Source organism: Terriglobus roseus DSM 18391 (assembly GCF_000265425.1).
GTDB lineage: Bacteria > Acidobacteriota > Terriglobia > Terriglobales > Acidobacteriaceae > Terriglobus > Terriglobus roseus.
In genome coordinates this window covers 1,154,509-1,175,866 of record NC_018014.1, presented here as the reverse complement: position 1 = coordinate 1,175,866, position 21,358 = coordinate 1,154,509, and the positions used below count along the sequence as shown (strand labels likewise).

Genomic DNA, 21,358 nt, shown 5'->3' with positions numbered 1-21,358 from the left:
CTAAACCTTTTGTGTACCGCTCCGGCGACCTGTGCGCACGTCTTGAGCGGCTGCTTGCCAAAGCCCGGTGCGGCGAACGCGCCTGCATGGGTTCTGTGAAACTGACGTTATTGTGCATCATGCACAGGGCGATTGGCTAGCTGTGTGCGCGTCGCCGGTTCCACACAGCGCATAAAAGAGCGACCACAATCCCCGTGCCGCACCGGCCGCGCCTTCTGCCAGTGTCGGGAATCTAACCGTTATGAAGAAGATCGGCTTCCTCTCTTTCGGCCACTGGACGCCGTCGCAACAATCGCAGACACGCTCCGCCACTGACGTGCTTTTGCAATCGATCGACCTGGCCGTCGAGGCGGAGCGCCTGGGGCTGGACGGTGCCTATTTCCGCGTCCACCACTTTGCGCGCCAGTTGGCTTCCCCGTTTCCGCTGCTCGCGGCGGTCGGGGCCCGCACCAAGACGATCGAGATCGGGACCGGCGTGATCGACATGCGGTACGAGAACCCCCACTACATGGCGGAAGAGTCGTCCGCCGCGGACCTGATCTCGGGTGGGCGCCTGCAGCTGGGCATCAGCCGGGGGTCGCCGGAGCAGGTCATCGACGGCTGGCGCCACTTTGGCTACACGCCAGCCGCGGGCGAAGACGATGCGGCGATGGGCCGCCGTCACGCCGAGACGTATCTGGAACTTCTGGGCGGCAAAGGCTTCGCCCAGCCCAACCCGCGGCCGATGTTCCCCAACCCGCCAGGACTGCTGCGGCTGGAACCCATCTCAGAGGGCTTGCGAGACCGTATCTGGTGGGGAGCCGGTTCGAATGCGACGGCAGTGTGGGCAGCGCAACGGGGCATGAACCTGCAGAGTTCCACACTGAAGAACGATGAGACGGGCGAGCCGTTCCACATCCAGCAGGCTGCCCAGATCCGAGCCTTCCGTGCTGCATGGAAGGAAGCGGGGCATACGCGAGTTCCACGCGTCTCGGTCAGCCGAAGTATCTTCGCCCTGGTGAACGACCTGGACCGCGCCTACTTTGGTCGCGGCAGCAACGAGGAAGACAAGATCGGATTCCTGGGGCCGGGTCTTCGAGCGGTGTTTGGCCGAGGCTATGCGGCGGAGCCGGATCTGCTCGTAAAGCAGCTCAGTAAGGATGAGGCGATCGCCGAGGCTGACACATTGCTGCTGACCGTGCCCAACCAGCTTGGGGTTGCGTACAACGCGCACGTCCTGGAAGCGATCCTGACGACGGTGGCGCCGGCCCTCGGCTGGCGCTAGTTCACAAACCGCCGCATCCGCACGTTCATGACGATGCCAAGCGCCAGGAAGGTGAAGAGCACGGACGATCCGCCGTAGCTGAGCAGCGGCAGTGGGATACCGGTAACCGGCATCATGCCGACGACCATGCCGATGTTGACCGCGATCTGAAAGAGCATGACGCCCGCCACGCCCATCACCAAGAGCGTGCCGGGCGGGTCACTGGCTGTCTGCGCGTTCTGCACGAGCCGGATCAGAATCAGGAAGTAGAGCATCAGCACCAAGGCTGCGCCGACGAAGCCATGCTCCTCACAGAGCGCGGCAAAGATGAAGTCTGTGTACGGGATGGGCAGAAAGTCACCCTGGGTCTGCGTGCCTTTGGTCGCGCCTTTGCCCCAGATGCCGCCGGAGCCAACGGCAATGAGCGACTGCCGCACCTGGTAGCCGGAACCTTTGGGATCGTCCTCAGGGTGCTGGAAGCTGGTCAGACGAGCCTTCTGGTACGGCTTCAAGACCTTTCCGCTCTTCCAGATGCCCGTAACCAGAACTATGCCCGTGACGGCAAGGATCAGCCCCTTTTTCCAGGAGATGCCGCCCAGGAACAAGCCCACCAACAGCACCGGCGAGTACGTCAGCGCAGTGCCCAGATCGGGCTGCTTCAGCACCATCAACATGGGGAAGCCGATCAGCAGGAAGGCCTTGCCAATGTCCTTCCAGTCCAGCTCATCCTTATTGGCCAGCCCCCAGAAGTAGCGCGCGGACGTTACGATCAGGACCAGCTTGATCCACTCAGAAGGCTGAAAGTGGGTGCCGCCGGGCAGGCCAATCCAGCGGCGCGCTCCCAGCACTTTTTTGCCCACTAACAAGACGGCCAGCAGCGACACAATGCTGACGCCATACGCCCAATGCGCCACCTCGATGAACCAGTGGTAATCCACCATCGACATCAGGAACATCAGCACGATGCCGATGCACAGGAATTCAATCTGCTTAGTGTGGAAGCCGTGAAACTTGGTGTGCAGCGTGGCCGAATAGATCTCCAGCACGCTGATGGTCGACATCAGCAGAACGAACGTCAGCAGCGTCCAGTCAAAGTCGCGATACGAGGAGAATCGGGTCATGTGCGGCTTTGGTCAGTATAGTTGGCCCGATGTCGCCAGCCCGCTTCTACGGCGTGCGAATCGGTTCCTGCGCGACGGCAGGTGCCAGCCGCGCCACGGGCCTGGGCGCGTCAGGCTGTTTGGGCTTTGGCGACACAGCCGTTGCAGGCTTTAAGCCGTCCGGTTTCGCAGCGGGCGCCGTCGCTGTTGGAGCTGGCTTGGCATCCTTGTCAGCGGGCGTCTCGGCGGGCTTTGGAACCACTGCCTGCTCCAGCCGCAGATTGCCGGCGCGCTTGCGCTGCTTGTCGACGTAGGCGGTAATCACCTGTGCGGCAAGCTTTGCCGAGTTGTTGCCCCAGTAACCGTGCTCCCACAGAACAGCCACAACGATGTCCGGATTGCGCCGCGGCGTCATGCCTACGAACCATGCGTTCGGCAGCGTGGCCTTGTCGGCGGTGCCCTTCTTACGTCCGCTGACGACGTCTGCCGTGCCGGTCTTGCCGGCGAAGTCGATGCCCTCCAGGTGCGCTTCGGCAGCCGTGCCGATGCCCTGCGTCACGTTCGCCATGTTGTCCGTGATGATCTGCCAGTTCTCCGGCGAGATGTTGACCGACTTCTTGCCGCTGCCGGGATACATCTCCTCATATTGCTGCCGCATATCCGCAGGAATCTCGTCGGGAAACAGCGTATGCGGCCGCACGAACGCGCCGCCCGAGGCGATACCGCCGAGTGCTCGCGCCAGTTGCATGGGGCTGGCCTGTACGGCGCCCTGACCGATGCCGACCGAGATGGTCTCGCCCGCATACCATTTGTCGCGCTGCGCCTTCAGCTTCCACTGGGGTGACGGCATGATGCCGGATGCCTCGCTCGGCAGATCGACGCCCGTCTTCTGGCCGATGCCGACCTCGTGGCCGTACTTCGCGATGGCATCGATGCCGAGCCGGTTCGCCAGCGTGTAGTAGAAGGTGTCGCAGGAGAACGGCAGAGCATTGTGGATGTCGACCATGCCGTGGTGGCGGTCACATCCGAAGAAGTGGCCGTAGAAGGTCGCTCCGCCGTTGCAAACCACGCGCAAATCCTGCGCGGCATTCTCCTGCAGGCCCGCGTACGTCATGATGACCTTGAAGGTGGACCCGGGTGCGAGCTGCGCCTGGATCGCCTTGTTCATCAGGGGATGGTTCTTGTCCGTAACGATCTGGTTCCAGTACGACCGTGTCAGGCGGACCGCAAACTCATTCGGGTCGAACGTGGGCCGGGAGACCATGGCGAGGATTTCTCCGGTGTGCGGATCCATCGCGACGATGGCGCCATTCTTGTCGCCGAGGACTCTCTCCGCAGCCATCTGGATGTCGAGATCGATGGTCAGCTTCAGGTCTTTACCCGGAACGGCAAGCTCTTCGCCCAGCCGGCCGAGCTCCCGGCCGTGGCTGTTGACGATCACATCGCGCGAGCCGTCCTTGCCCCGCAGCAGAGCGTCGTAGGTCTCTTCCACGCCGGACTTACCGACGACGTCGCCCGGTTCGTAGAAGTCATACTTGGGATTCTTGAGGTCGTTCTCGCTGATCTCGCCTACATAGCCGATCAGGTGCGCCGCGAAGCCGTCGCGCGGATACAGTCGGCGCTGCTCTTCGAGCGTCTCCAGCTCGGGAAGCTCATTCTTGTGCGCCTCGATGAAGGCCTGCTCATCGGGCGTGATGTCCTGCTTTAGCGGGATGGGCTGATATTTAGGCGCGTACTGGAAGTGGTGCAGTGTGTACTGCAGCGTCTCCATGGGGATGTGCAGACCATCCGCAATCATCGGCAGGTCGGCATCGCGCAGTTGCTCGCGCAGCAGGAAACAGGTCACGGACGAGTAATTGTCGACCAGCAGCCGGCCTTCCCGGTCAAACAGCCGGCCACGCGGCGCCAGAATTGGCACCTTACGCACACGGTTCGCCTCAGCCAGCAGACGATAGTTCGCCGCACCCAGAACCTGCAGCCGCCACAGACCAACGACCAGCACCACCAGCACCGCAGTGATGATGTACTGCGCGGCAGCCAGCTTTACCGGCGAGATCTTCTCGCCGCGGCGGATCAGTTTGTCAGGTTCGGTGGGAAGCATGGGTGAGTACCTTGGAGTGCTGCTCTTCTAGCTAAAGTACATGAGGTGTCAGGCGTCTGGTGAGCGCTGTCAGCGGTCGATGATCTGAAAGTCAACTTCTACGTAGAGCGGGAAGGAAACTGGTTTGCCATCCTGCATGGCCGGTCGAAATCGATACTTCTTCACTGCGGTGACGGCGCTTTCGTCCAGGTCCTTCGCTGCTAATTCGCTCAGCTTGAAGTTGGGGATCAAGAATGCAGGCTTCGCCACATGCACTGCCTCGGGAACGCCGCGCTCATTGACGGTAAAAGCGACCGTTACCATCCACTGGCCTTGTCCGGCCTCGTCTCTGACACGCGGTGGAATCTCCGTGTCGCCGCCGTTTTTAGTAAGGTGAGGCGGGGCGGGCGCAGATGCTGCGGTTGGCGTACGGCACTGCGGCGCGGGCAGTATCGCCCTCTTCGCGGGCGAATAGACGAGCGGAATACACGGTTGCTGATCGACCGGCACAGCCGCGAAGGCCTCCTGCAGGCTGTCGTAGAACAGCTCTTCTTTCAGAGTGCTTACCAACTTCGCCATGTCCGGCACGCTCGCCATATAGATTGCTAAGGCGACTGGAGAATCTCCGTGTGTCGGGGATAGGGTCTGCGTTCCCTCGGTTCGCACATAGAGCTTCTGGGATCCGTCGATCTCCAGATAGCCGTTCTTCTGTCGAACATCCCGGAGTGTGAAGACCCCAAGACCTTTTTTGTGAACCAGGGCAGGCTTCATGTGCCCTTCCACCGATTCGTAAGCCACAACTGAATCGACGGCGTAGCTCTTCAGCACAAGCGTCTTATCCGCAAGCGAAGACTGAATTGTCTTTAGATCCGTTTCAGAAAGACTCTGAGCGACTGCGCTCCGATGGGAGCCGGTTAAAGCGAGGGACGTCAGAAGAAGCACCACGGTCGGATAGGTCATCAGGCCTCGAATCGTCCTCACAGAAGATGAAAAGGCGCGGACAGAGTCCGCGCCTTTCACAGAACCGGGAAAGTAGAGGGGCTTAGGCGGCCTTGGTTGCCAGCGCCTTGACGCGGGCATTCAGGCGGCTCTTATAACGCGATGCAGTGTTGTCATGCAGCACGCCCTTCTGGACGCTCTTGTCCAGCACGGACGCGGTGGTGCGGTACTGCTCCGCAGCGGCCTTGACGTCACCCTTGAGCAGGGCTTCGCGCATCATGCGCAGGGTGCCACGCAGCTTGCTCTTGTTGGAGCGATTTACGGCCGTCTTCGCAATGGTCTGCTTGGAACGCTTCAGCGACGAAACATGATTTGCCATCGAATTCTCTTCTCTTCAGTTGGCCCTGGGGCCGAATCTTGGGTGCGCGCTCAAACAGGCAGCGCGATGCGGAGGGCCCGGGCGGAACTTCGCCGGGATCACTTCAACCCTCTAAGCATAGGTGATTTTACAAAGGAGCGCAACCTAAAACGCGTTCTAGGCCTCGGCGATCTGATCGGGCAGCGACGTCATCGCACTCGCGTGATGGCGCACATCCGCTCCGCTGACCCAGAAGATCACATCCTCGGCGATGTTGGTGGCGTGGTCGCCCACGCGCTCCAGGTTGCGCGAGATGACCAGGGCGTTCAACGCCTGCTGCGTCACGTCCGGCTTCGACTTGATCAGTTCGCCCAGCGTGTGGAAGGCGTCGTGATTGAGCTTGTCCACTTCGTCATCCATCAGCAGGACGTCGTTCGAAGCCTTCTCGTCACGGTCGATGAATGCCTTGATCGCCATGCGGACCATGGTGGACGCGATCTCCGCGATCTTCGGGATATCGATCGGCAGGTCCGCTTCGGGGATCGCCTGCAGCTCTTTGACACGGGCGGCGATGTTGACTGCCTGGTCGCCGACGCGCTCAAGATCGGCATTGATACGGATGACGGCGAGGATGAAGCGCAGGTCGACTGCCGTCGGCTGCTCCATCGCCAGGATGTCCAACGCAAGCTGATCGATTTCGCGCTCGGTGCGATCGATGGCGGGTTCTGCCATCAGAACCAGGTCGCAGAGGCTCGCATCGCGATTGTCATACGCTTCAATCGCGCGATCGATCGCCTGCTCCACCAGTCCGGCCATCACCAGCAGCCGCTCGCGCAACTCGTCCAGCTTGTGTTGAAAGTGAATCCGTATCATCCGAACCTTCCCGTGATGTAGTCCTCGGTACGTTTGTCAGAAGGATTGGTGAAGATCTTGTGGGTCTTGTCGAACTCGACGAGCTTGCCCATCAAGAAGAAGCCAGTGTTCTCGGCGACGCGCGCGGCCTGCTGCATGTTGTGCGTCACGATGACGATCGTGTACTGATTCTTCAACTGGAAGATCAGGTCCTCAATCTTCGAGGTCGAGACGGGATCGAGCGCGCTGGCGGGCTCATCCATCAGCAGCACTTCCGGATCGACGGCGAGCGCACGCGCAATGCAGAGACGCTGCTGCTGACCACCGGAGAGGCTGGCGCCGGACTTCTTGCGCAGGTCGTCCTTGACCTCGTCCCACAGGGCGGCCTGCTTCAGGCTGCGCTCAACGACCTCGTCCATGACGGCCTTCTTGCGGAAGCCGTTCAGCTTCAGACCGCTGACGACGTTATCGTAGATCGACATGGTCGGGAACGGATTGGGGCGCTGGAAGACCATGCCGACGCGGCGGCGAATCTCAACGGGCGATGCGTCCTTGTAAATGTCGGTGTCGCCCATCATGACCGTCCCCTCAACGCGAGCGGTGGGGTTGGTCTCATGCATGCGGTTCAGGCAGCGGACGAAGGTCGACTTGCCGCAGCCTGACGGACCGATCAACGCGGTCGCGTGATTCGCGGGAATCTGCAGATTTACATCTTTCAGCGTGTGTGTCGGTCCGTACCACGCGTTGAGGTTTTCAACGCCAATTGCGAGTCCCACTAACTTCCTCCCTTGAGCTGGCCACGCGATGTCACGTAGCGAACCAGGCCGACAGAAACCATGATCATGGTGATCAGAACAAGCGCTCCCGCCCATGCCAGGCGGTGCCATTCGTCATACGGCGAAAGCGCATAAGAGAAGATCTGCAGCGGCAATGCGGCGATGGGCTGATTCAGACTCTTCGAATAGAACTGGCTGCCGAAGGCTGTGAACAACAGCGGCGCGGTCTCACCCGCAACGCGTGCGAAGGCCAGCATGCAGCCGGTGATAATACCGGGCGCAGCCGTCCGCAGACTGATGGACATCACGGTGCGCCAGCGCGGCACACCCAGCCCATAGGCCGCTTCGCGGATCGAGTTCGGCACGGTCAACAGCATCTCTTCCGTGGTGCGCGTGACGGTGGGCACCATCATGATGGCTAACGTGATGCCGCCCGCAAATGCGGAGAAGTGACGCTGGTGCACAACCACCAGCGCATAGCCGGCGATGCCCATAACAATAGACGGCACACCATTGAGCACATCGGCAACGAAACGAATCACGTTGCCAAGCCACGTTCCAGCGCCGTACTCCGCGAGGTACACGCCACCAGCGATACCAACCGGAATACCGATCAGGCTTGCCAGGGAAAGCACGATGGCCGAACCAAGAATCGAGTTCGCCATACCGCCGCCCTGCTCACCCACGGGCTTCGGCGTCTGGGTGAAGAAGGCCCAGTTCAGCGAACTGGCGCCCTTGTAGACCAGGTACACCAGGATGGCGACGAGCGGGACTAGCACGATGATCGTGCCGCCCACGGCGAGCGCCGTCATCACATGGTCTGTGCCGGTACGGGTCGCCTGGTTGGCGCGGCTGGCACGGCGAATCTCAGCACTGATCTCCGGGGACATCTGAAGTTCTGCCATGGTTAGTGCGCCTTCGCCGCGTTGTTACGGGTCACAGCCCACACCAGCGTGCGCGCAATCGTGTTGACGACGATGGTCACCAGGAAGAGTGCCAGGCCGATCTCAATCAGTGCCGACAAATACAGGTCGCCGGTAGCCTCGGTGAACTCGTTCGCGATGACACTTGCGAGCGTGTAGCCGGGAGAAAACAGGCTCTTCGAGATCTGCGGGTTGTTGCCGATGACCATGGTAACGGCCATCGTCTCGCCCAACGCACGGCCCAGGCCAAGGATGATGCCGCCGACGATGCCGATGCGTGCATTCCGCAGCACAGCGATGCGCACCATCTCCCAACGCGTCGCGCCAAGTGCCAGAACGCCTTCCTTCTGGCTGATTGGCACGGCACTCATGACCTCACGCGTGATGGAAGAGATGACGGGCAGGATCATGATCGAAAGGATGATGCTGCCGGTCAGGATGCCCTCACCAAAGTTCGACCCTGAGAACAGACCGGTCCAGCCGAAGTACTTCGTCAGGAATGGTCCAAGCTGGTCGCGCACGATCGGCACCAGTACGAAGATTGCCCACAGGCCGTATACGACGGAAGGAATCGCAGCAAGAAGCTCTGTCAGGAATGCAACGGTTCCACGCAGCGGCTTGGGGCAGATCTCCATAATGAAGATCGCGACACACATGGCCAGCGGGACGGCGATGCAGAGCGCCAGGAACGACGTCACCAGCGTGCCGAAGATGAACGGCAGCGCGCCGAACTCGCCCGAAACCGGATTCCAATCAGAGTGTACGAAGAATCCGAAGCCGAAGGTGTGCAGCGACAGCCGCGAGTTCATCACCAGCACCCAGACGATCAGCAGCACAATCGCGATGATGCTGAGCGCGCAGGTCAGCATCAGGCCGCCGAAGAAGCCATCAGCGCCCTTGTTGCTGCCGCGGCTCGCGAGGAAGGTACGGATACCTGAGGGCACCGGAGTAAGAACAGCAGGCGCAGCGCTGCTTTCCATCTTGGGAACGGGGACGGTCACCATGGATGCGGCCATAGGAGGCGCGAGATGAGATGTATTCTGGTCAGCCATTAGGAGTAGAGAAAGTTCGAAACACGCTTGCCTGGTTCTCTGACGGAACTGAATCAAGATTACTTCCGCGCCCGTGAACACGTCGCAGACCAAATGTGAATGATCTGTGAATTCGATGAGCAACGAATTTATTTGATCTGCTCCACAAAAGATTGGCCTGCGCACCAGAGAGGTGCGCAGGCCGCGGAGAGCAGCAAAGCTATTTATTTCAGGTAGTTGATGGCGCCCGAAACCTTCATGGCAACAGCCGGAGGCAGCGGAGCATACGAAAGACCAACCGCCTCAGACTCGCCGTGCGCGATCATCCACTTCAGGAAGTCACGCAGGATTTCGCCCTTCTTGGCGTCCGGCGACTTGGTCGGAATCAGCAGCCAGGTGAACGACGACACCGGGTAAGAATCCGCACCGGGAGCGTTCGTGATCGAAACACGGAAGTCGTTTGGCATGCTCTTTGCAGCACCCGCAGCAGCGGCCGAAACCGTCTCTGGCGAAGCCTTGATGAACTTGCCGGCCGGGTTCTTGACCGTACCAAAGCTCATCTTGTTCTGCAGAGCGTAGATCAGTTCAACGTAGCCGAAGGAGTAGGGGCTGTTGCGGACCATGCCGGCGATGCCTTCATTGCCCTTCTGTCCAATGCCCACCGTCCAGCGAACCGAGGTCGCTTTACCGATACGGCTCTGGAAGTCGGAAGAGTTCTTGGAAAGGAAGTCGGTCCAGATGTAGGTGGTGCCCGAACCGTCGGAACGGTAGACCGGCAGGATCTGGTGATCCGGCAGATTCACACCGGGATTGATGGCGGCGATGCGGCCATCTTTCCAGTTGGTGATCTTGCCCAGGTAGATGTCCGCAATGATGTCACCGGAGAACTTCAGTTCGCCAACGCCAGGCAGGTTATAGGTCGGGACCACTGCGCCCATAACTGTCGGGATGTGGAAGAGCTTCACCTTGGCCGAATTCATCTGCTCGTCGGTCATCGGGCCATCCGACGCGCCAAAGTCCACAATGCCGTCCGAAGCCTGGCGGATCCCCGCGCCCGAACCGACGGACTGATAGTTGATCGTCACGCCGGGGTGGCTGGCAGAGTACTCACTGAACCACTTGGAGTAGATGGGGTTGGGAAAGGTCGCGCCCGCGCCGTTCAGCTGCTGGGCTCCGGCCATGCCGGTCAGCAGGGCCGCGCCCATGATTGCGGAAAGAACCTTGATCTTCATTCGGGTCGTTCTCCTGGTGTTTCGGGGAAGTAGCTCGCTGCCATTTCAGCAACTCACAAAGTCCTTGGGTGGTCCTGACTATGCCATCGTCATTGTCAGGCCGGCATGTGACGGCGCGATGAAACAACGCAGTCGATTCTACAAAAGAAGGAGGAGCGGCACCGCTCCCCCGAATGCTCTGCCACGCCGTCGCGGTCTATGGGATGTAGTAACGCATACCCATGTGGAACATGTTGTCCAGTGCACGGGGTCCTGTCGTCGTCAGGCCGGGAGTGGTCGCCGTTCCAGACCACAGGTTACGCTGCAAGTACTGGTAGGTCGCCTGATACTGCAGACGCCCGTATTTGGGGCTGCTCGCAAGGCGATACGTGAAGCCAAGCATGCCCTCCTGGATGTAACGAGTGGGCGACGCGCAGGCAGTAGCCGCAATGGAGCCCGCCGTTCCGCTGCCATTGCCGCTGTTGGTCGGCAGTGCGTAGCAGCCTGAGTTGTTCAGATTACGAGGACCGTAGCCGATCAGAGCGCCCTGCGGCGTGGTGTAGACCGTCCGCTGCGCGTACTCACCGCCGTAGTAGGCGTAGACATCCAGCTTCTTCGTCGGATGCGTCTCCAGGCTGAAGAGGCCGTGATAGTTGCGGATCGGCTCCAACGTCATGTCCGGGCGCAACGTCGCGTCGGCGAGCTGGGACGAACCGTAACGGCCGACACCCTGTCCGCCCATGGCCTGCACGGCAACATCCACATACTTGTTCACCGTGACACGGGCGCTGGCGAAGGCACCGCCGGCGGGTGCCGTATGGCTGATCTGCGTCGCCGAGTAGGTATAAGTCGGGGCTGCAGCCGTGCCCGTGTATGCAGTGACCGGGAAGTAATAGTCGCGCATGAACCGCGCAATGCCGCCCAGCTCAAAGTGAGCGTGCGTGTAGTCGAGCGTCCCCTTCACAATGACGTCCGGAGCAACATTATTCGCGTAGGTGGTGATCGCGCCCGTACCAGCCGTATTCCCCGAACCGATGTTTCCAGCCGCGTTGTAAAGGCCGCCGTTCTGACCGATACCGGCAAACAGGAAGGCCGTGGGAATGGTGCCGGCTGCTGTGAAGTTGGTGATCTGTGCCTGCTCAAGGGACATTGCAGCGGTAAACATGCCGGTCTTCACATCGCCGAAGCGCTGCTGCAGACGAAGTGCAGGCTGGCGCGTCCACGAGTAGCCCACCATGTATTGGGGATCGATCGTGTTCGGGAGCTTTTCCGTGCGAGTGTTCGTGCTCAGTCCGGTTTCGGTAACCAGCGACCACATCTGACCGCCGGTCACGGCAAAGCCGCCGATCTCACCCTTGCCCCAGAACTGACGCTGACGCAGAACGTAGCTATCGGACTGGTTGTTGTTCGACGACGTACCCACGCCGAGGAAGTCCGTTTCAAAGTAACCAGACAGCTTGTACCTTCCGGCGTTGCCCTCAAACAGACCGCCGATACGGCTCTGGCGGCCGGAGAAGTTCAGCTCGCTGATATGACCTTCATTCGCACTGGGGAACGGGATGTTGTTGAACGGTGTGTTGATATCGGAATTCAGCGCGCGCTGGCGCCACACACCTTCCAGTGCAAAGAACGCAACGGGCGTGATGGTTACACCCTTGTAGTGGAGCGTCGTTGGCGACTGGATCTCGTCCTCAATCCGAGCCTGATTCGCAACCATCGTCTCCTGCAGACCTTGATCCGCGGCCTTTACCTGGTCGACGGATGTCGCCAACGTATCAGCCTTGACGGTCGCGGCCTGGGCAGCGGTAAGCGCCTGTTGCGCTGCGGAGGAAGCGGTCGCTGCCTGCGTCTGCGCATCGTTCACGCTCTGCTGGGCTGTCTGTACCTGCTGGTCGCGGGCGGCGAGCTGTGCCTTCATCGCATCGATCTGCGCCTGTTGAGCGTTTACCTTCTCGAGCAGTTCGTGCAGCAGGACTGACTCAGCACTTTCCTTCTTCTTGCTCGGCGACTTCCGCGCCGGCCGCTTTGTCGTCGTCTTCCCGGCAGGGGTGCCTGTCTGCGCGCGGGAGGGAGCGGGAACCAGCGTCGACGCAAGCATCATCGCGCCCAGTGTGGTCAGTCGTTTCATCGTTCCTCATACGGAACGGCTAAGGGAGCAGCGCCACGCAAATCTCGGCGACCTGCCCGAGGCACACCTTGCCAGTTATGTCCGTTGAAATCGATGCTCGTCCGGCCATATGAAAAGACGGAGAAGAGATCGTGAATGGAGTGTATCTGTGAGCGCCATCTGGCGCCTGAGAGTTAAACGTAAGCCGCCCCTTTTACGGATCTTGGGTGAGGACGTCAAGCGCCATGTCTTTGCAAGAAACGCCGTAAAACGCCACATCGTTACAGGAGATTCACACTGCTGTAAGCGCAGCCCAACATAACCGCCGGATGCTTGGGAGCATGACCTCACGCCGATTCACACCTCCTGCCCTGCGACTTGCAGCCATTGCCTGCATGTCCGCGGGAGCGCTCTCCGCCCAGACCTCAACGGCTCGCTTGACAGGCACAGTCACCGACCCCAGCGGCGCCGCAGTTGCAAATGCCACGGTCGTGATCACCAACGAGACGACAGGTCAGGTCCGCACGGTCACCACGAATTCCAGCGGTTTGTTCATCGCTGTCTCCCTGCAGCCCGCGCCCTACGACGTCCGCGTTACAGCCGACGGCTTCTCCTCTGTTGAGCAAAAGAACCTGACACTGGCCGTCGGTCAGGAACTGACACGCGATCTCACGCTGCCGCTGGCCGGTGCGGAGATGAGCGTCCAGGTGAAAGCCGGATCCGTCGTCGATCTGGATACCTCTTCTGCACGCATTGGCGGAAACGTCCCCTCGCGTGAGATCCAGGAACTTCCCATCAACGGCCGCCAGATCTCGCAGCTTTACCTGCTGACGCCTGGCGCAACCAACACCGGCAGCGGCCAGTTCGGCGACATCCGCTTCTCCGGCCGCGCGGTCGAGCAGAACATCATTCGCCTCGACGGCATTGAAGCCACCAGCATCATCGACACGACGCCCGGCAACCTGAACGGCGAACTCTCCTCGCTCTTCCGGTTGCAGCAGTCGCTGGAAGCCGTGCAGGAGTTCCGCGTGGACTCTTCGAACTACCCGGCAGAGCTTGGTACCGGCACCGGCGGCCAGATCAGCTTCGTCACCAAGTCCGGCGGCAATGCGCTGCATGGTTCGGCGTTTGAGTACGTCCGCAACGACTTCTTCGACGCGCGTAACTACTTCAATCGCCGCACGACCACGCCGACCGCTCTCGTCACCAACTCACCCAAGTTCCGCCTGAACCAATTCGGTGGATCCGTCGGTGGTCCCATCATCAAGGACAAGCTCTTCGTTGCTGCGGTGTATGAGGGTCTGCGTCAGACCTGGGCAGTGCCGTACAGCTCCACCACGCTCAGCGCGGCACAGCGTGCCTCCATCACCAATCCGCAGCTCACGCCGCTGCTGGCTGCCTTCCCCATCGCAAACAACGGTGCGGCTGGCGTCATCAGCGTTGGACAGAACCGCCTGCAGGAAGACTTCGGTCACATCCGCTTTGACTATCACCTGAACGATCGCTTCAGCATGTATGCCCGCTACAACCGCGATCAGGGTACGTCCCGCCAGATCCAGGACGCATCGCTTAGCGCATTCGGTCAGGTCATGGTCCCGCAAAACGGTGTGATCGCAGTCAACCAGATCTGGACGCCGCGCCTGTTCAACGAAAGCAAGTTCGGCTACAACGGCATCAAGATGCGCGTACAGGGCATCGCTGGCGCCAGCCCCAACGCGAACCTGAGCGCGGCACGTATCTCCATCGCCGGCCTGACCAACGTGGGCTCGCTCATCTCGCTCTCCAGCTCCTTCAACGGCGTTGGCGCTCCGTACACGGGCCAGAGCTTCTCGTACATCGATAACCTGAGCTACGTTGCAGGCAATCACAACTTGAAGTTCGGCGTTGAGATCCGGCCGTTGTCGCTGTACAACGACCAGATCGGCGGCACGACCTACACTTACAACAGCTTTGCCAACTTCCAGAACAACGTTCCGGATCAGATCCAGTTCTACGGCAACCTGAGCGATCTGAGCCCGTTCACGGGACTCAGCGGCAATGCGAAGGTCAAGCAGTCGTACTACATCGGCTACGCGCAGGATGAGTGGAAGGCGACACCGAACCTCACCATCAGCTACGGCGTGAGGTACGAGTTCTACGCGCCGCTGCGTGAGGCTCGTAACAAGAACGTCTTCTTCGACATGAATGCCGGCAACATCATTACCAAGTACACCGGCGACTGGTTCAAGAGCACGCAGAACTTCGGACCCCGCCTCGGTATCACCTACGCTCCGGCGGCGCTTCATAACAACACCGTGGTTCGCCTGGGCGGCGGTTTGTACTTTGGACCGGGCCAGACGGAAGATCAGATCCAGCCGGAAGCCAACGACCGCGTGACGCGTACGTTCACCAACACGGGTGGCGTGGCGACTTCGGGTAAGGTCTATCCGATCAACCCCGTCAGCGATGTCTACGCAAACTACGACATCAACAGCCCGACGCTGGGTTATCAGCCGCGTGCTTATGCTCCCAACTACAAGGTGCCAGAGAAGATCACCAGCTACACCGCCAGCGTTCAGCAGCAGCTGCCCGGCGGCATGCAGATGATGATCGGCTACGTGGGTTCCACCGGCCGTAACCTTTTCCTGCGCTCTATCACCAACCTGATCACCAACGTCACCACGAACGCAGCGACCGGCGCAGGCACGGCAGTCCGTCAGTACGGCGGCCGCTTCGCTGAGATCGACTACAAGACCAGCGGCGGTGTGGACCAGTACCACGCACTCCAGACATCGCTGCAGCGTCGCTTTGCTAAGGGCATCTCGCTTGGTGCGCAGTACACCTGGGCGAAGGAGCTTGGTACGTCTTCGGGCTCCAACGAAGCCTCAACCTCGCAGTCCCCACTGCTGCTCTACGGGCAGGCTCCAGAGTATGGCCGCGGCACCAACGACGTCCGTCACAGCTTCAACATGACGGCGCTCGTGGACCTGCCCTTCGGCAAGGGCAAGATGTACGACATGGGCCGCCTTGGCAACACCCTTGCCGGTGGCTGGCAGGTCGGCAGCATCGTGAACTTCCGCAGCGGTGTGCCGATCGATGTACTGATCACGCGTGCTGATGTCGTCTACGTCGGTCGCCCCGGCACTGCATATGCCAACCAGGTCTTCAGCAGCCCGGTCATCGCCGGTGGAGCTGTCCAGACCACTGCTGTCGTCAACACCCCCGGTGGCGGCAACTCGCGTAACATTCGCCGTCCCAACCGCGTTGAAGGCGTCAATCCTTACCTGAAGAACGGTATCCAGTACCTGAACCCCGCCGCCTTCAGCACACCTGCCCCCGGTACCTACGGCAATCAGCGTCGCAACGACCTGAGCGGTCCTAACCTCGCTCAGATCGATATGACGCTCTCCAAGGAGTTCACCTTCACGGAGCGGATTCACTTCAAGTTCACTGCAGACGCCTTCAACGTTCTGAACCACGCGAACTTCGCCAATCCCGGCAACGTTCGACTGGCACAGAATATTCCGGCGGGCACCAGCACCACCGGCGGCGTCACGACGGTTACCGGCTCCGGTTCGCAGCCCGGAACGCCGTTCACTGTCGGAACCTCAGCAACAGGTGCGGGTACGAACTTTGGAGCATCTTCTGCAACCGTCGGCAACCAGGTTGGTCTGGGCGCAAACCGCCAGATCCAGCTCTCCGGTCGCCTCACCTTCTAACTTCAACTGGCAACATTGCCCTCATGGGCCGAGACCTTCGGGTTTCGGTCCATTTTTTTATGTGTTGTTTCCTTGACGATGGCGATTGCGGGCGCTATTCTCTGCGCAAGTCGAGCTGATTTGGTGACCTTCGCCATCCCGCCGCTGGTTCCGTCCGCTTTCGCGGACATCCGCGCAATAGCGCGCCGCAGGAATCGCTCGGCCACTCCGAACCGTCTAAGACTCAACGGCAGTCAACGCACCCCCGCCCCATGGAGGCATGCCCCAGTTGGTTAAAAGCTCGCTCGAAATCACGCCCAATACAGAAGCGTTGTTCGGTCTTCGCGATGAAAACCTGAGGTTGATGGAGAGAGAACTTGGCGTCACGATCGATCTTCGATCGCACGGCATGGTGGTCCAAGGGGAACAGGAGGCGGTAGCACTCGTTGAGCGCATCTTTGCGGACTTCGAGGGACTGCGCCGCGGCGGTGTGCAACTGGCCGGACCAGAGCTGCATGCACTGCTCAAGCTGGCGATCGCCGATCCTGCATCCAGCCTGAAATCTCTCGTCGACAGCGGCCGCCAGCGCACGGCGACCGGCGTCAAGCGCATGGTGAATCCGCGCTCGCCCAACCAGAAGAAGTACGTTGAAGGCATCGAACAGAACGACATGACCTTCGGCATCGGTCCGGCCGGCACCGGCAAGACCTACCTGGCCGTCGCCATGGCAGCCTCTGCGCTGATGGCGAAGAAGGTGGAACGCATCATCCTGGTTCGCCCGGCCGTTGAAGCCGGCGAGCGCCTGGGCTTCCTACCCGGGTCGCTACAGGAGAAGGTCGATCCGTACCTGCGGCCGCTCTACGACGCGCTGTACGACCTGCTCGATAAGGCGCGCGTCGACAACTTCCTTGAGAAGGGCATCATCGAGGTGGCGCCGCTCGCATTCATGCGCGGTCGCACCCTCTCGAATGCCTTCATCATCATGGACGAGGCGCAAAACACAACCCAGGAACAGATGAAAATGTTCGTCACGCGTCTCGGCATGAACTCCAAGGCCGTGATCACGGGCGATCTCACACAGATCGATCTGCCCAACCCAAAGCGCAGCGGCCTGCTGGAAGCACTGAACGTTCTCAACGGTGTAGAAGGCGTGACCTTCTGCCACTTCGAGGACAAGGACGTGGTCCGCCACAACCTGGTGCAGCGCATCGTGCGTGCCTATGACTCGCACCAGAAGGAACAGCAACTGTCGCTGGGCCTGGTGGAACCTGCCATCGACGGCGCAGTTCCGGCCAACCCGCCACAGCCACCCGCGCGTAAAACTCAGTAATTCGCAGCGGCACAAGGTAGCATCACAGGAGAGGACTTCAACGTTCTCTCCTGTTTTGTTTTTCTAGCGAGGCTGATTGATCGTCATCGAACCTCCCAGTAGCGGCACCGGCGCCGCAGACTTTGCTGCACTGCGCAAGCCGGACCTTGCACGCTTTCTGAAGAAAGCCCAGAAGGCCGCAGGCCTGAGCGGCGAAGTGACCGTACTGCTTGCGGACGACGCACGCCTGAAGGAGCTGAACCGCACCTTCCGCCGCAAGAACAAACCCACGGACGTGCTCAGCTTCCCTGCCGGCGACAACGCCGAAGGCATCGCTGGTGACCTCGCCGTCTCCGTTGAGACCGCAGCGCGCCAGGCCACGGAACACGGCCACACCCTGGACGAGGAACTTCGCATCCTCATCCTGCACGGTGTGCTGCACCTCTCCGGCCAAGACCACGAAGCCGACAAGGGCGAGATGCGCTCACTCGAAAGTGAACTGCGCGCCGCGTTGAAGCTACCTGCGGGCCTCATCGAACGAACACTCGACGCCCCGAAAAAAGCAGCGGCAAAAACCAAAGCGCCAGGCAAGCCGAAGAAGCGGGTGCCCCGGGTTCCGACTTTGAAACCTGGGACTAAGACCGCTGCCAAAGCAACCGGCACAACGAAAAAGACCATGGCGAAGAAGACCGCAACAACGAAAGCGCCGGCAAAGAAAGCCACCCCAAAGAAAGCAGCCGCCAAGAAAAGGTCCGCACGATGAACCTCCTCTCTGTGCTCTTGATCGCAGGACTCCTCTTCGTCCTGACGGTGGCCGCCTACGCCGACCGCGTCTACTCCGAGATGGGCAAGTTCCTCGCCCGCGAGTATCAGGACAATCTCGACGCATGGGTCGACGGCATGGAGCCGCACTTCGGCCTGTCGCGCGACTCCGTGGCACTCTCCGCGTCCATCCTCCGGCAGACGTCGCTCGCATCGATCGCACTCATCCTCGGCGTGCGCCGCTTCACCTCCGCCAGCACCAGCACGTGGGTGCTCTACGCGCAGACACTCGCCGAACTCGCACTGATCATCATCCTCTTTGACCGCATGCTGCCGCAGGTGCTCTTCGCACGCACGCGCGGTGAGTGGACGGCACGCATCCGCTACATCCTGCAGGCGCTCTTCTACATCGTGCTGCCCATCACGCTCTTCCTCGGCCTTCTGCTCTCCATCGCATCGCTCGCCGAGCACGACAGTGAAGCCACCCAGGACCATCCCGACGAAGGCGTCGATGCCCTGCTGGAGGCCGGTGAAGAAGAGGGCATCCTCGAAGAGAGTGACCGCGCCCTCGTACGCAGTGTCGTGGAGTTTGGCGACATGGTGGTGCGTGAGGTGATGACGCCGCGGCCGGAGATGTTCGCCGTGCCCGAACAGATGACGCTCGCAGAGTTCACGACAGTCCTGCAGGGCAATCCCTTCTCACGCGTGCCTGTGTATCACGGCACCGTCGATGAGATCACCGGCATCGCCTTCGCGCACGACCTGCTGCAGGTCGCCGATACGGACGCCGGCAATCTGACCGTGCGAGAGATGCAGCGCCCCGCCGCCTTCGTGCCGGAGCCGAAGAAAGTCAACGAGCTACTGCGCGAGATGCAGAGCGAGAAGCAGCACATGCGCATCGTCATCGATGAGTACGGTACGGTCGCAGGACTGGTCACCATCGAAGACCTCATCGAAGCCATCGTCGGTAATATCGAAGACGAGCACGACGAAGACACTGAGGCCATCCGCGAAGACGACGGAGCCTACATCGTCCCCGGCAGCATGGACGTGAACCACCTGCGTGATCTGCTCTCCAAATCCAACGACGAAGACGAGCGCGAACCGCTGCGCCTGCGCACGGACCTCGAAGCCAGCACCGTCGGCGGCCTGGTCTCTGAACTCGCAGGCCACATCCCGCTACCGGGTGAAGTCATCGAGGCGGACGGCCTGCACATCGACGTCCTCGCAGCCACCTCGCGGCTCGTCACACGCGTTCGCGTCCGCACGCTGCCGCCGCCCGACCCCAGCGAAGACTAGGCTTCCTTCAACAACTCTGTCCGGTACTTCGGTGCGAGTTCGCCAGCCTTCTTCTTGAACTCTTCCATCGCTTCAGGCGATGGCTTTGGCGGAGCTGTGGTCCGCGTCGCCACCGGCACACCCACCGCCGCGAAGAACTCCTCCTGCCCGGCAGGCGCGCAGATGCAGAGCAGCCGCACATTCGCATCGGAAGCATTGTGAAACATGTGTGGCGCATTGGCCGGAATATGCAGCGTCTGCCCTGCCTTGACGGTTGTCTTCTCACCGCGGAAGGTTGCGGCCATCTCGCCTTCGAGAAGGATGAACGTCTCCTCGAAATCATGCCGATGCGGTCCGGGACCGCCGCCCGGCGGGATATGCATGTCGATCAGGCAGAACTTCCCGGCAGTGTCCTTGCCTGAGAGCAGCACCGTGTAGGTGTCGCCTACAAGCCCGATGTGCTGCAACCCGGGCGCGTCCGCCATGGTGAGCGCGAGCGTCCGCGCAAGATCGTCTGGCGGCAAAACAGCTTCGGTAATTCGGTTCGACTCCACGGTCATGCCTCCTGCGGCCCATGGGCGCGCACTGCCGCGCAGCATACACTAGACAGATGGCATTTCGATCAGGGTTCGTTTCGATCATCGGCCGGCCCAACGCCGGCAAGTCCACGCTGTTGAACGCCCTGCTGGGCGAGAAGCTGGCGATCGTGACGCACAAGGCGCAGACCACCCGCACACGCATCCTCGGCGTTCTGGAACAACCGGCAAAGCCGAAGAGCAAAACGCAGCCCGCACTGCCACCCGCACAGGTCGTCCTCGTCGACACGCCCGGCGTTCATAAGCCGTCCTCGCAGCTCGACAAGCGCATGATGCAGGAGGTCCACGACGCCCTCGAAGGCCGCGACGTCATCCTCTTCCTGGTTGATGCAACCCACCGCATTCACGAGCCGAAGCCGCGCATCGAGGGCAAATCACCCACGCCAGGCGAAGACAAGCGCGCACTCTCCGCTGCAGAAGACGCCTTCGCCCTCAGCCTGCTGCGCAACGTCACCTGCCCGGTCATGCTCGTCTTCAACAAGATCGATCTGGTCAAGCGCGAAGACCTGCTCCCGCTGATCACACACTGGTCCACGAAGCACGACTTCGCCGAGACGATCCTCATCTCTGCCGCCAAGAAAGACGGCCTCGACACGCTGCTCGACAAGGTCGTCGAACGCCTGCCCGCGGGCGAGCGTTACTTCCCGGAAGACCAGCTCACCGACCAGCCCATGCGCTTTCTCGCAGCCGAGCTCATCCGTGAAAAGATCCTGCTCTACACCGGTGAAGAGGTTCCGTACGCTTCGGCGGTCGTCATCGAAACATGGGAAGAACCCGGCCCGCAACGCAAGCCGCGCAAGACCGACACACTGCCGCCAAAACTGCCCGTGACGAAGATCGCCGCAGCCATCTTCGTCGAACGCGAAGGCCAGAAGGCCATCCTGATCGGCAAGCAGGGCACCATGCTCAAGCAGATTGGCACGGCCGCACGCAAAGAGATCGAGAGCCTGCTCGACACCCGCGTCTTCCTCGAACTCTTCGTCAAGGTCAAGGAAGACTGGCGCTCCAAACGCGGCTTCGTCGACGAACTCGACTGGCGCCGCCAGCTCGAATCCCTCAGCGAACAGCAGAACAAGAAGCCTGTCCAGGAGTAACTGGCAGGCGCTTCTTTCCTCT

18 protein-coding genes are annotated in these 21,358 nt (G+C 60.9%); 6 read left to right on the top strand and 12 right to left on the bottom strand.

All coding sequences use genetic code 11. The features are described from left to right. Positions 1–241: 241 nt before the first annotated feature. Positions 242–1,264 carry an LLM class flavin-dependent oxidoreductase gene (locus TERRO_RS05095; RefSeq protein WP_014784930.1) on the top strand — a complete coding sequence of 341 codons (1,023 nt, stop codon included), beginning with the start codon at positions 242–244 and terminating at the stop codon, positions 1,262–1,264. On the opposite strand, the gene rodA is transcribed toward TERRO_RS05095, so the two are convergent. The 10 genes from rodA to TERRO_RS05045 all read right to left on the bottom strand — a co-directional run bounded on the left by rodA (position 1,261) and on the right by TERRO_RS05045 (position 12,641). After that, positions 1,261–2,364 carry a rod shape-determining protein RodA gene (rodA, locus tag TERRO_RS05090; RefSeq protein WP_014784929.1) on the bottom strand — a complete coding sequence of 368 codons (1,104 nt, stop codon included), beginning with the start codon at positions 2,362–2,364 and terminating at the stop codon, positions 1,261–1,263. The two genes, TERRO_RS05095 and rodA, sit on opposite strands and share 4 nt — an antisense overlap. A gap of 46 nt (positions 2,365–2,410) precedes the next feature. Further along, positions 2,411–4,444, bottom strand: coding sequence for a penicillin-binding protein 2 (gene mrdA, locus TERRO_RS05085; RefSeq protein WP_014784928.1), 2,034 nt, complete (start codon positions 4,442–4,444; stop codon positions 2,411–2,413). A 69-nt stretch (positions 4,445–4,513) separates the two neighbouring features. Further along, entirely contained in the window at positions 4,514–5,194 is a 681-nt protein-coding gene (locus TERRO_RS05080; protein WP_157178253.1) for an energy transducer TonB, read from the bottom strand. Positions 5,195–5,465: 271 nt separating this feature from the next. Further along, entirely contained in the window at positions 5,466–5,741 is a 276-nt protein-coding gene (gene rpsT / locus TERRO_RS05075) for a 30S ribosomal protein S20 (RefSeq protein ID WP_014784926.1), read from the bottom strand. Positions 5,742–5,897: 156 nt separating this feature from the next. Beyond that, positions 5,898–6,593, bottom strand: a complete 696-nt coding sequence (gene phoU / locus TERRO_RS05070) for a phosphate signaling complex protein PhoU (RefSeq protein WP_014784925.1) — start codon at positions 6,591–6,593, stop codon at positions 5,898–5,900. Continuing rightward, a complete protein-coding gene (pstB, locus tag TERRO_RS05065) occupies positions 6,590–7,348 on the bottom strand; it encodes a phosphate ABC transporter ATP-binding protein PstB (protein ID WP_014784924.1) in 759 nt (252 codons plus the stop codon). The genes phoU and pstB overlap by 4 nt, the downstream gene beginning before the upstream one ends. After that, entirely contained in the window at positions 7,348–8,253 is a 906-nt protein-coding gene (pstA, locus tag TERRO_RS05060) for a phosphate ABC transporter permease PstA (RefSeq protein WP_014784923.1), read from the bottom strand. Before pstA ends, pstB begins: the two co-directional genes overlap by 1 nt. Positions 8,254–8,255: 2 nt before the next feature. Further along, positions 8,256–9,287: a phosphate ABC transporter permease subunit PstC gene (pstC, locus tag TERRO_RS05055; RefSeq protein ID WP_014784922.1), complete on the bottom strand. Its 1,032-nt coding sequence runs from the start codon at positions 9,285–9,287 to the stop codon at positions 8,256–8,258. A gap of 239 nt (positions 9,288–9,526) precedes the next feature. Continuing rightward, entirely contained in the window at positions 9,527–10,534 is a 1,008-nt protein-coding gene (pstS, locus tag TERRO_RS05050; protein ID WP_014784921.1) for a phosphate ABC transporter substrate-binding protein PstS, read from the bottom strand. 196 nt (positions 10,535–10,730) lie between these two features. Continuing rightward, positions 10,731–12,641, bottom strand: a complete 1,911-nt coding sequence (locus TERRO_RS05045; protein ID WP_014784920.1) for a hypothetical protein — start codon at positions 12,639–12,641, stop codon at positions 10,731–10,733. A 320-nt stretch (positions 12,642–12,961) separates the two neighbouring features. Here TERRO_RS05045 and TERRO_RS05040 point away from each other — a divergent pair, with 320 nt between their 5' ends. After that, complete coding sequence (locus tag TERRO_RS05040; protein WP_041592454.1) at positions 12,962–16,318, top strand: TonB-dependent receptor; 3,357 nt, start codon at positions 12,962–12,964, stop codon at positions 16,316–16,318. A gap of 2 nt (positions 16,319–16,320) precedes the next feature. Here TERRO_RS05040 and TERRO_RS05035 read toward each other — a convergent pair whose 3' ends face one another. Further along, positions 16,321–16,524: a hypothetical protein gene (locus TERRO_RS05035; RefSeq protein ID WP_041592453.1), complete on the bottom strand. Its 204-nt coding sequence runs from the start codon at positions 16,522–16,524 to the stop codon at positions 16,321–16,323. A gap of 62 nt (positions 16,525–16,586) precedes the next feature. Between TERRO_RS05035 and TERRO_RS05030 the strand changes: the two genes are divergently transcribed. The 3 genes from TERRO_RS05030 (at position 16,587) to TERRO_RS05020 (ending at position 19,667) form a co-directional block, all read left to right on the top strand. Further along, positions 16,587–17,627 (top strand): PhoH family protein, encoded by a 1,041-nt coding sequence (locus TERRO_RS05030; RefSeq protein ID WP_014784918.1) that lies wholly within the window; start codon positions 16,587–16,589, stop codon positions 17,625–17,627. A 76-nt stretch (positions 17,628–17,703) separates the two neighbouring features. Further along, positions 17,704–18,369, top strand: a complete 666-nt coding sequence (gene ybeY / locus TERRO_RS05025) for an rRNA maturation RNase YbeY (RefSeq protein ID WP_014784917.1) — start codon at positions 17,704–17,706, stop codon at positions 18,367–18,369. Next, the gene (locus TERRO_RS05020) at positions 18,366–19,667 is read left to right on the top strand and encodes a hemolysin family protein (protein WP_014784916.1); all 1,302 of its coding nucleotides are present in this window, start codon (positions 18,366–18,368) and stop codon (positions 19,665–19,667) included. The genes ybeY and TERRO_RS05020 overlap by 4 nt, the downstream gene beginning before the upstream one ends. Here the strand turns inward: TERRO_RS05020 and TERRO_RS05015 are convergent. Beyond that, a complete protein-coding gene (locus TERRO_RS05015; RefSeq protein ID WP_041593000.1) occupies positions 19,664–20,206 on the bottom strand; it encodes a cupin domain-containing protein in 543 nt (180 codons plus the stop codon). The two genes, TERRO_RS05020 and TERRO_RS05015, sit on opposite strands and share 4 nt — an antisense overlap. Positions 20,207–20,256: 50 nt before the next feature. Here TERRO_RS05015 and era point away from each other — a divergent pair, with 50 nt between their 5' ends. Next, positions 20,257–21,336, top strand: a complete 1,080-nt coding sequence (era, locus tag TERRO_RS05010) for a GTPase Era (protein WP_041592999.1) — start codon at positions 20,257–20,259, stop codon at positions 21,334–21,336. Positions 21,337–21,358 lie beyond the last annotated feature (22 nt).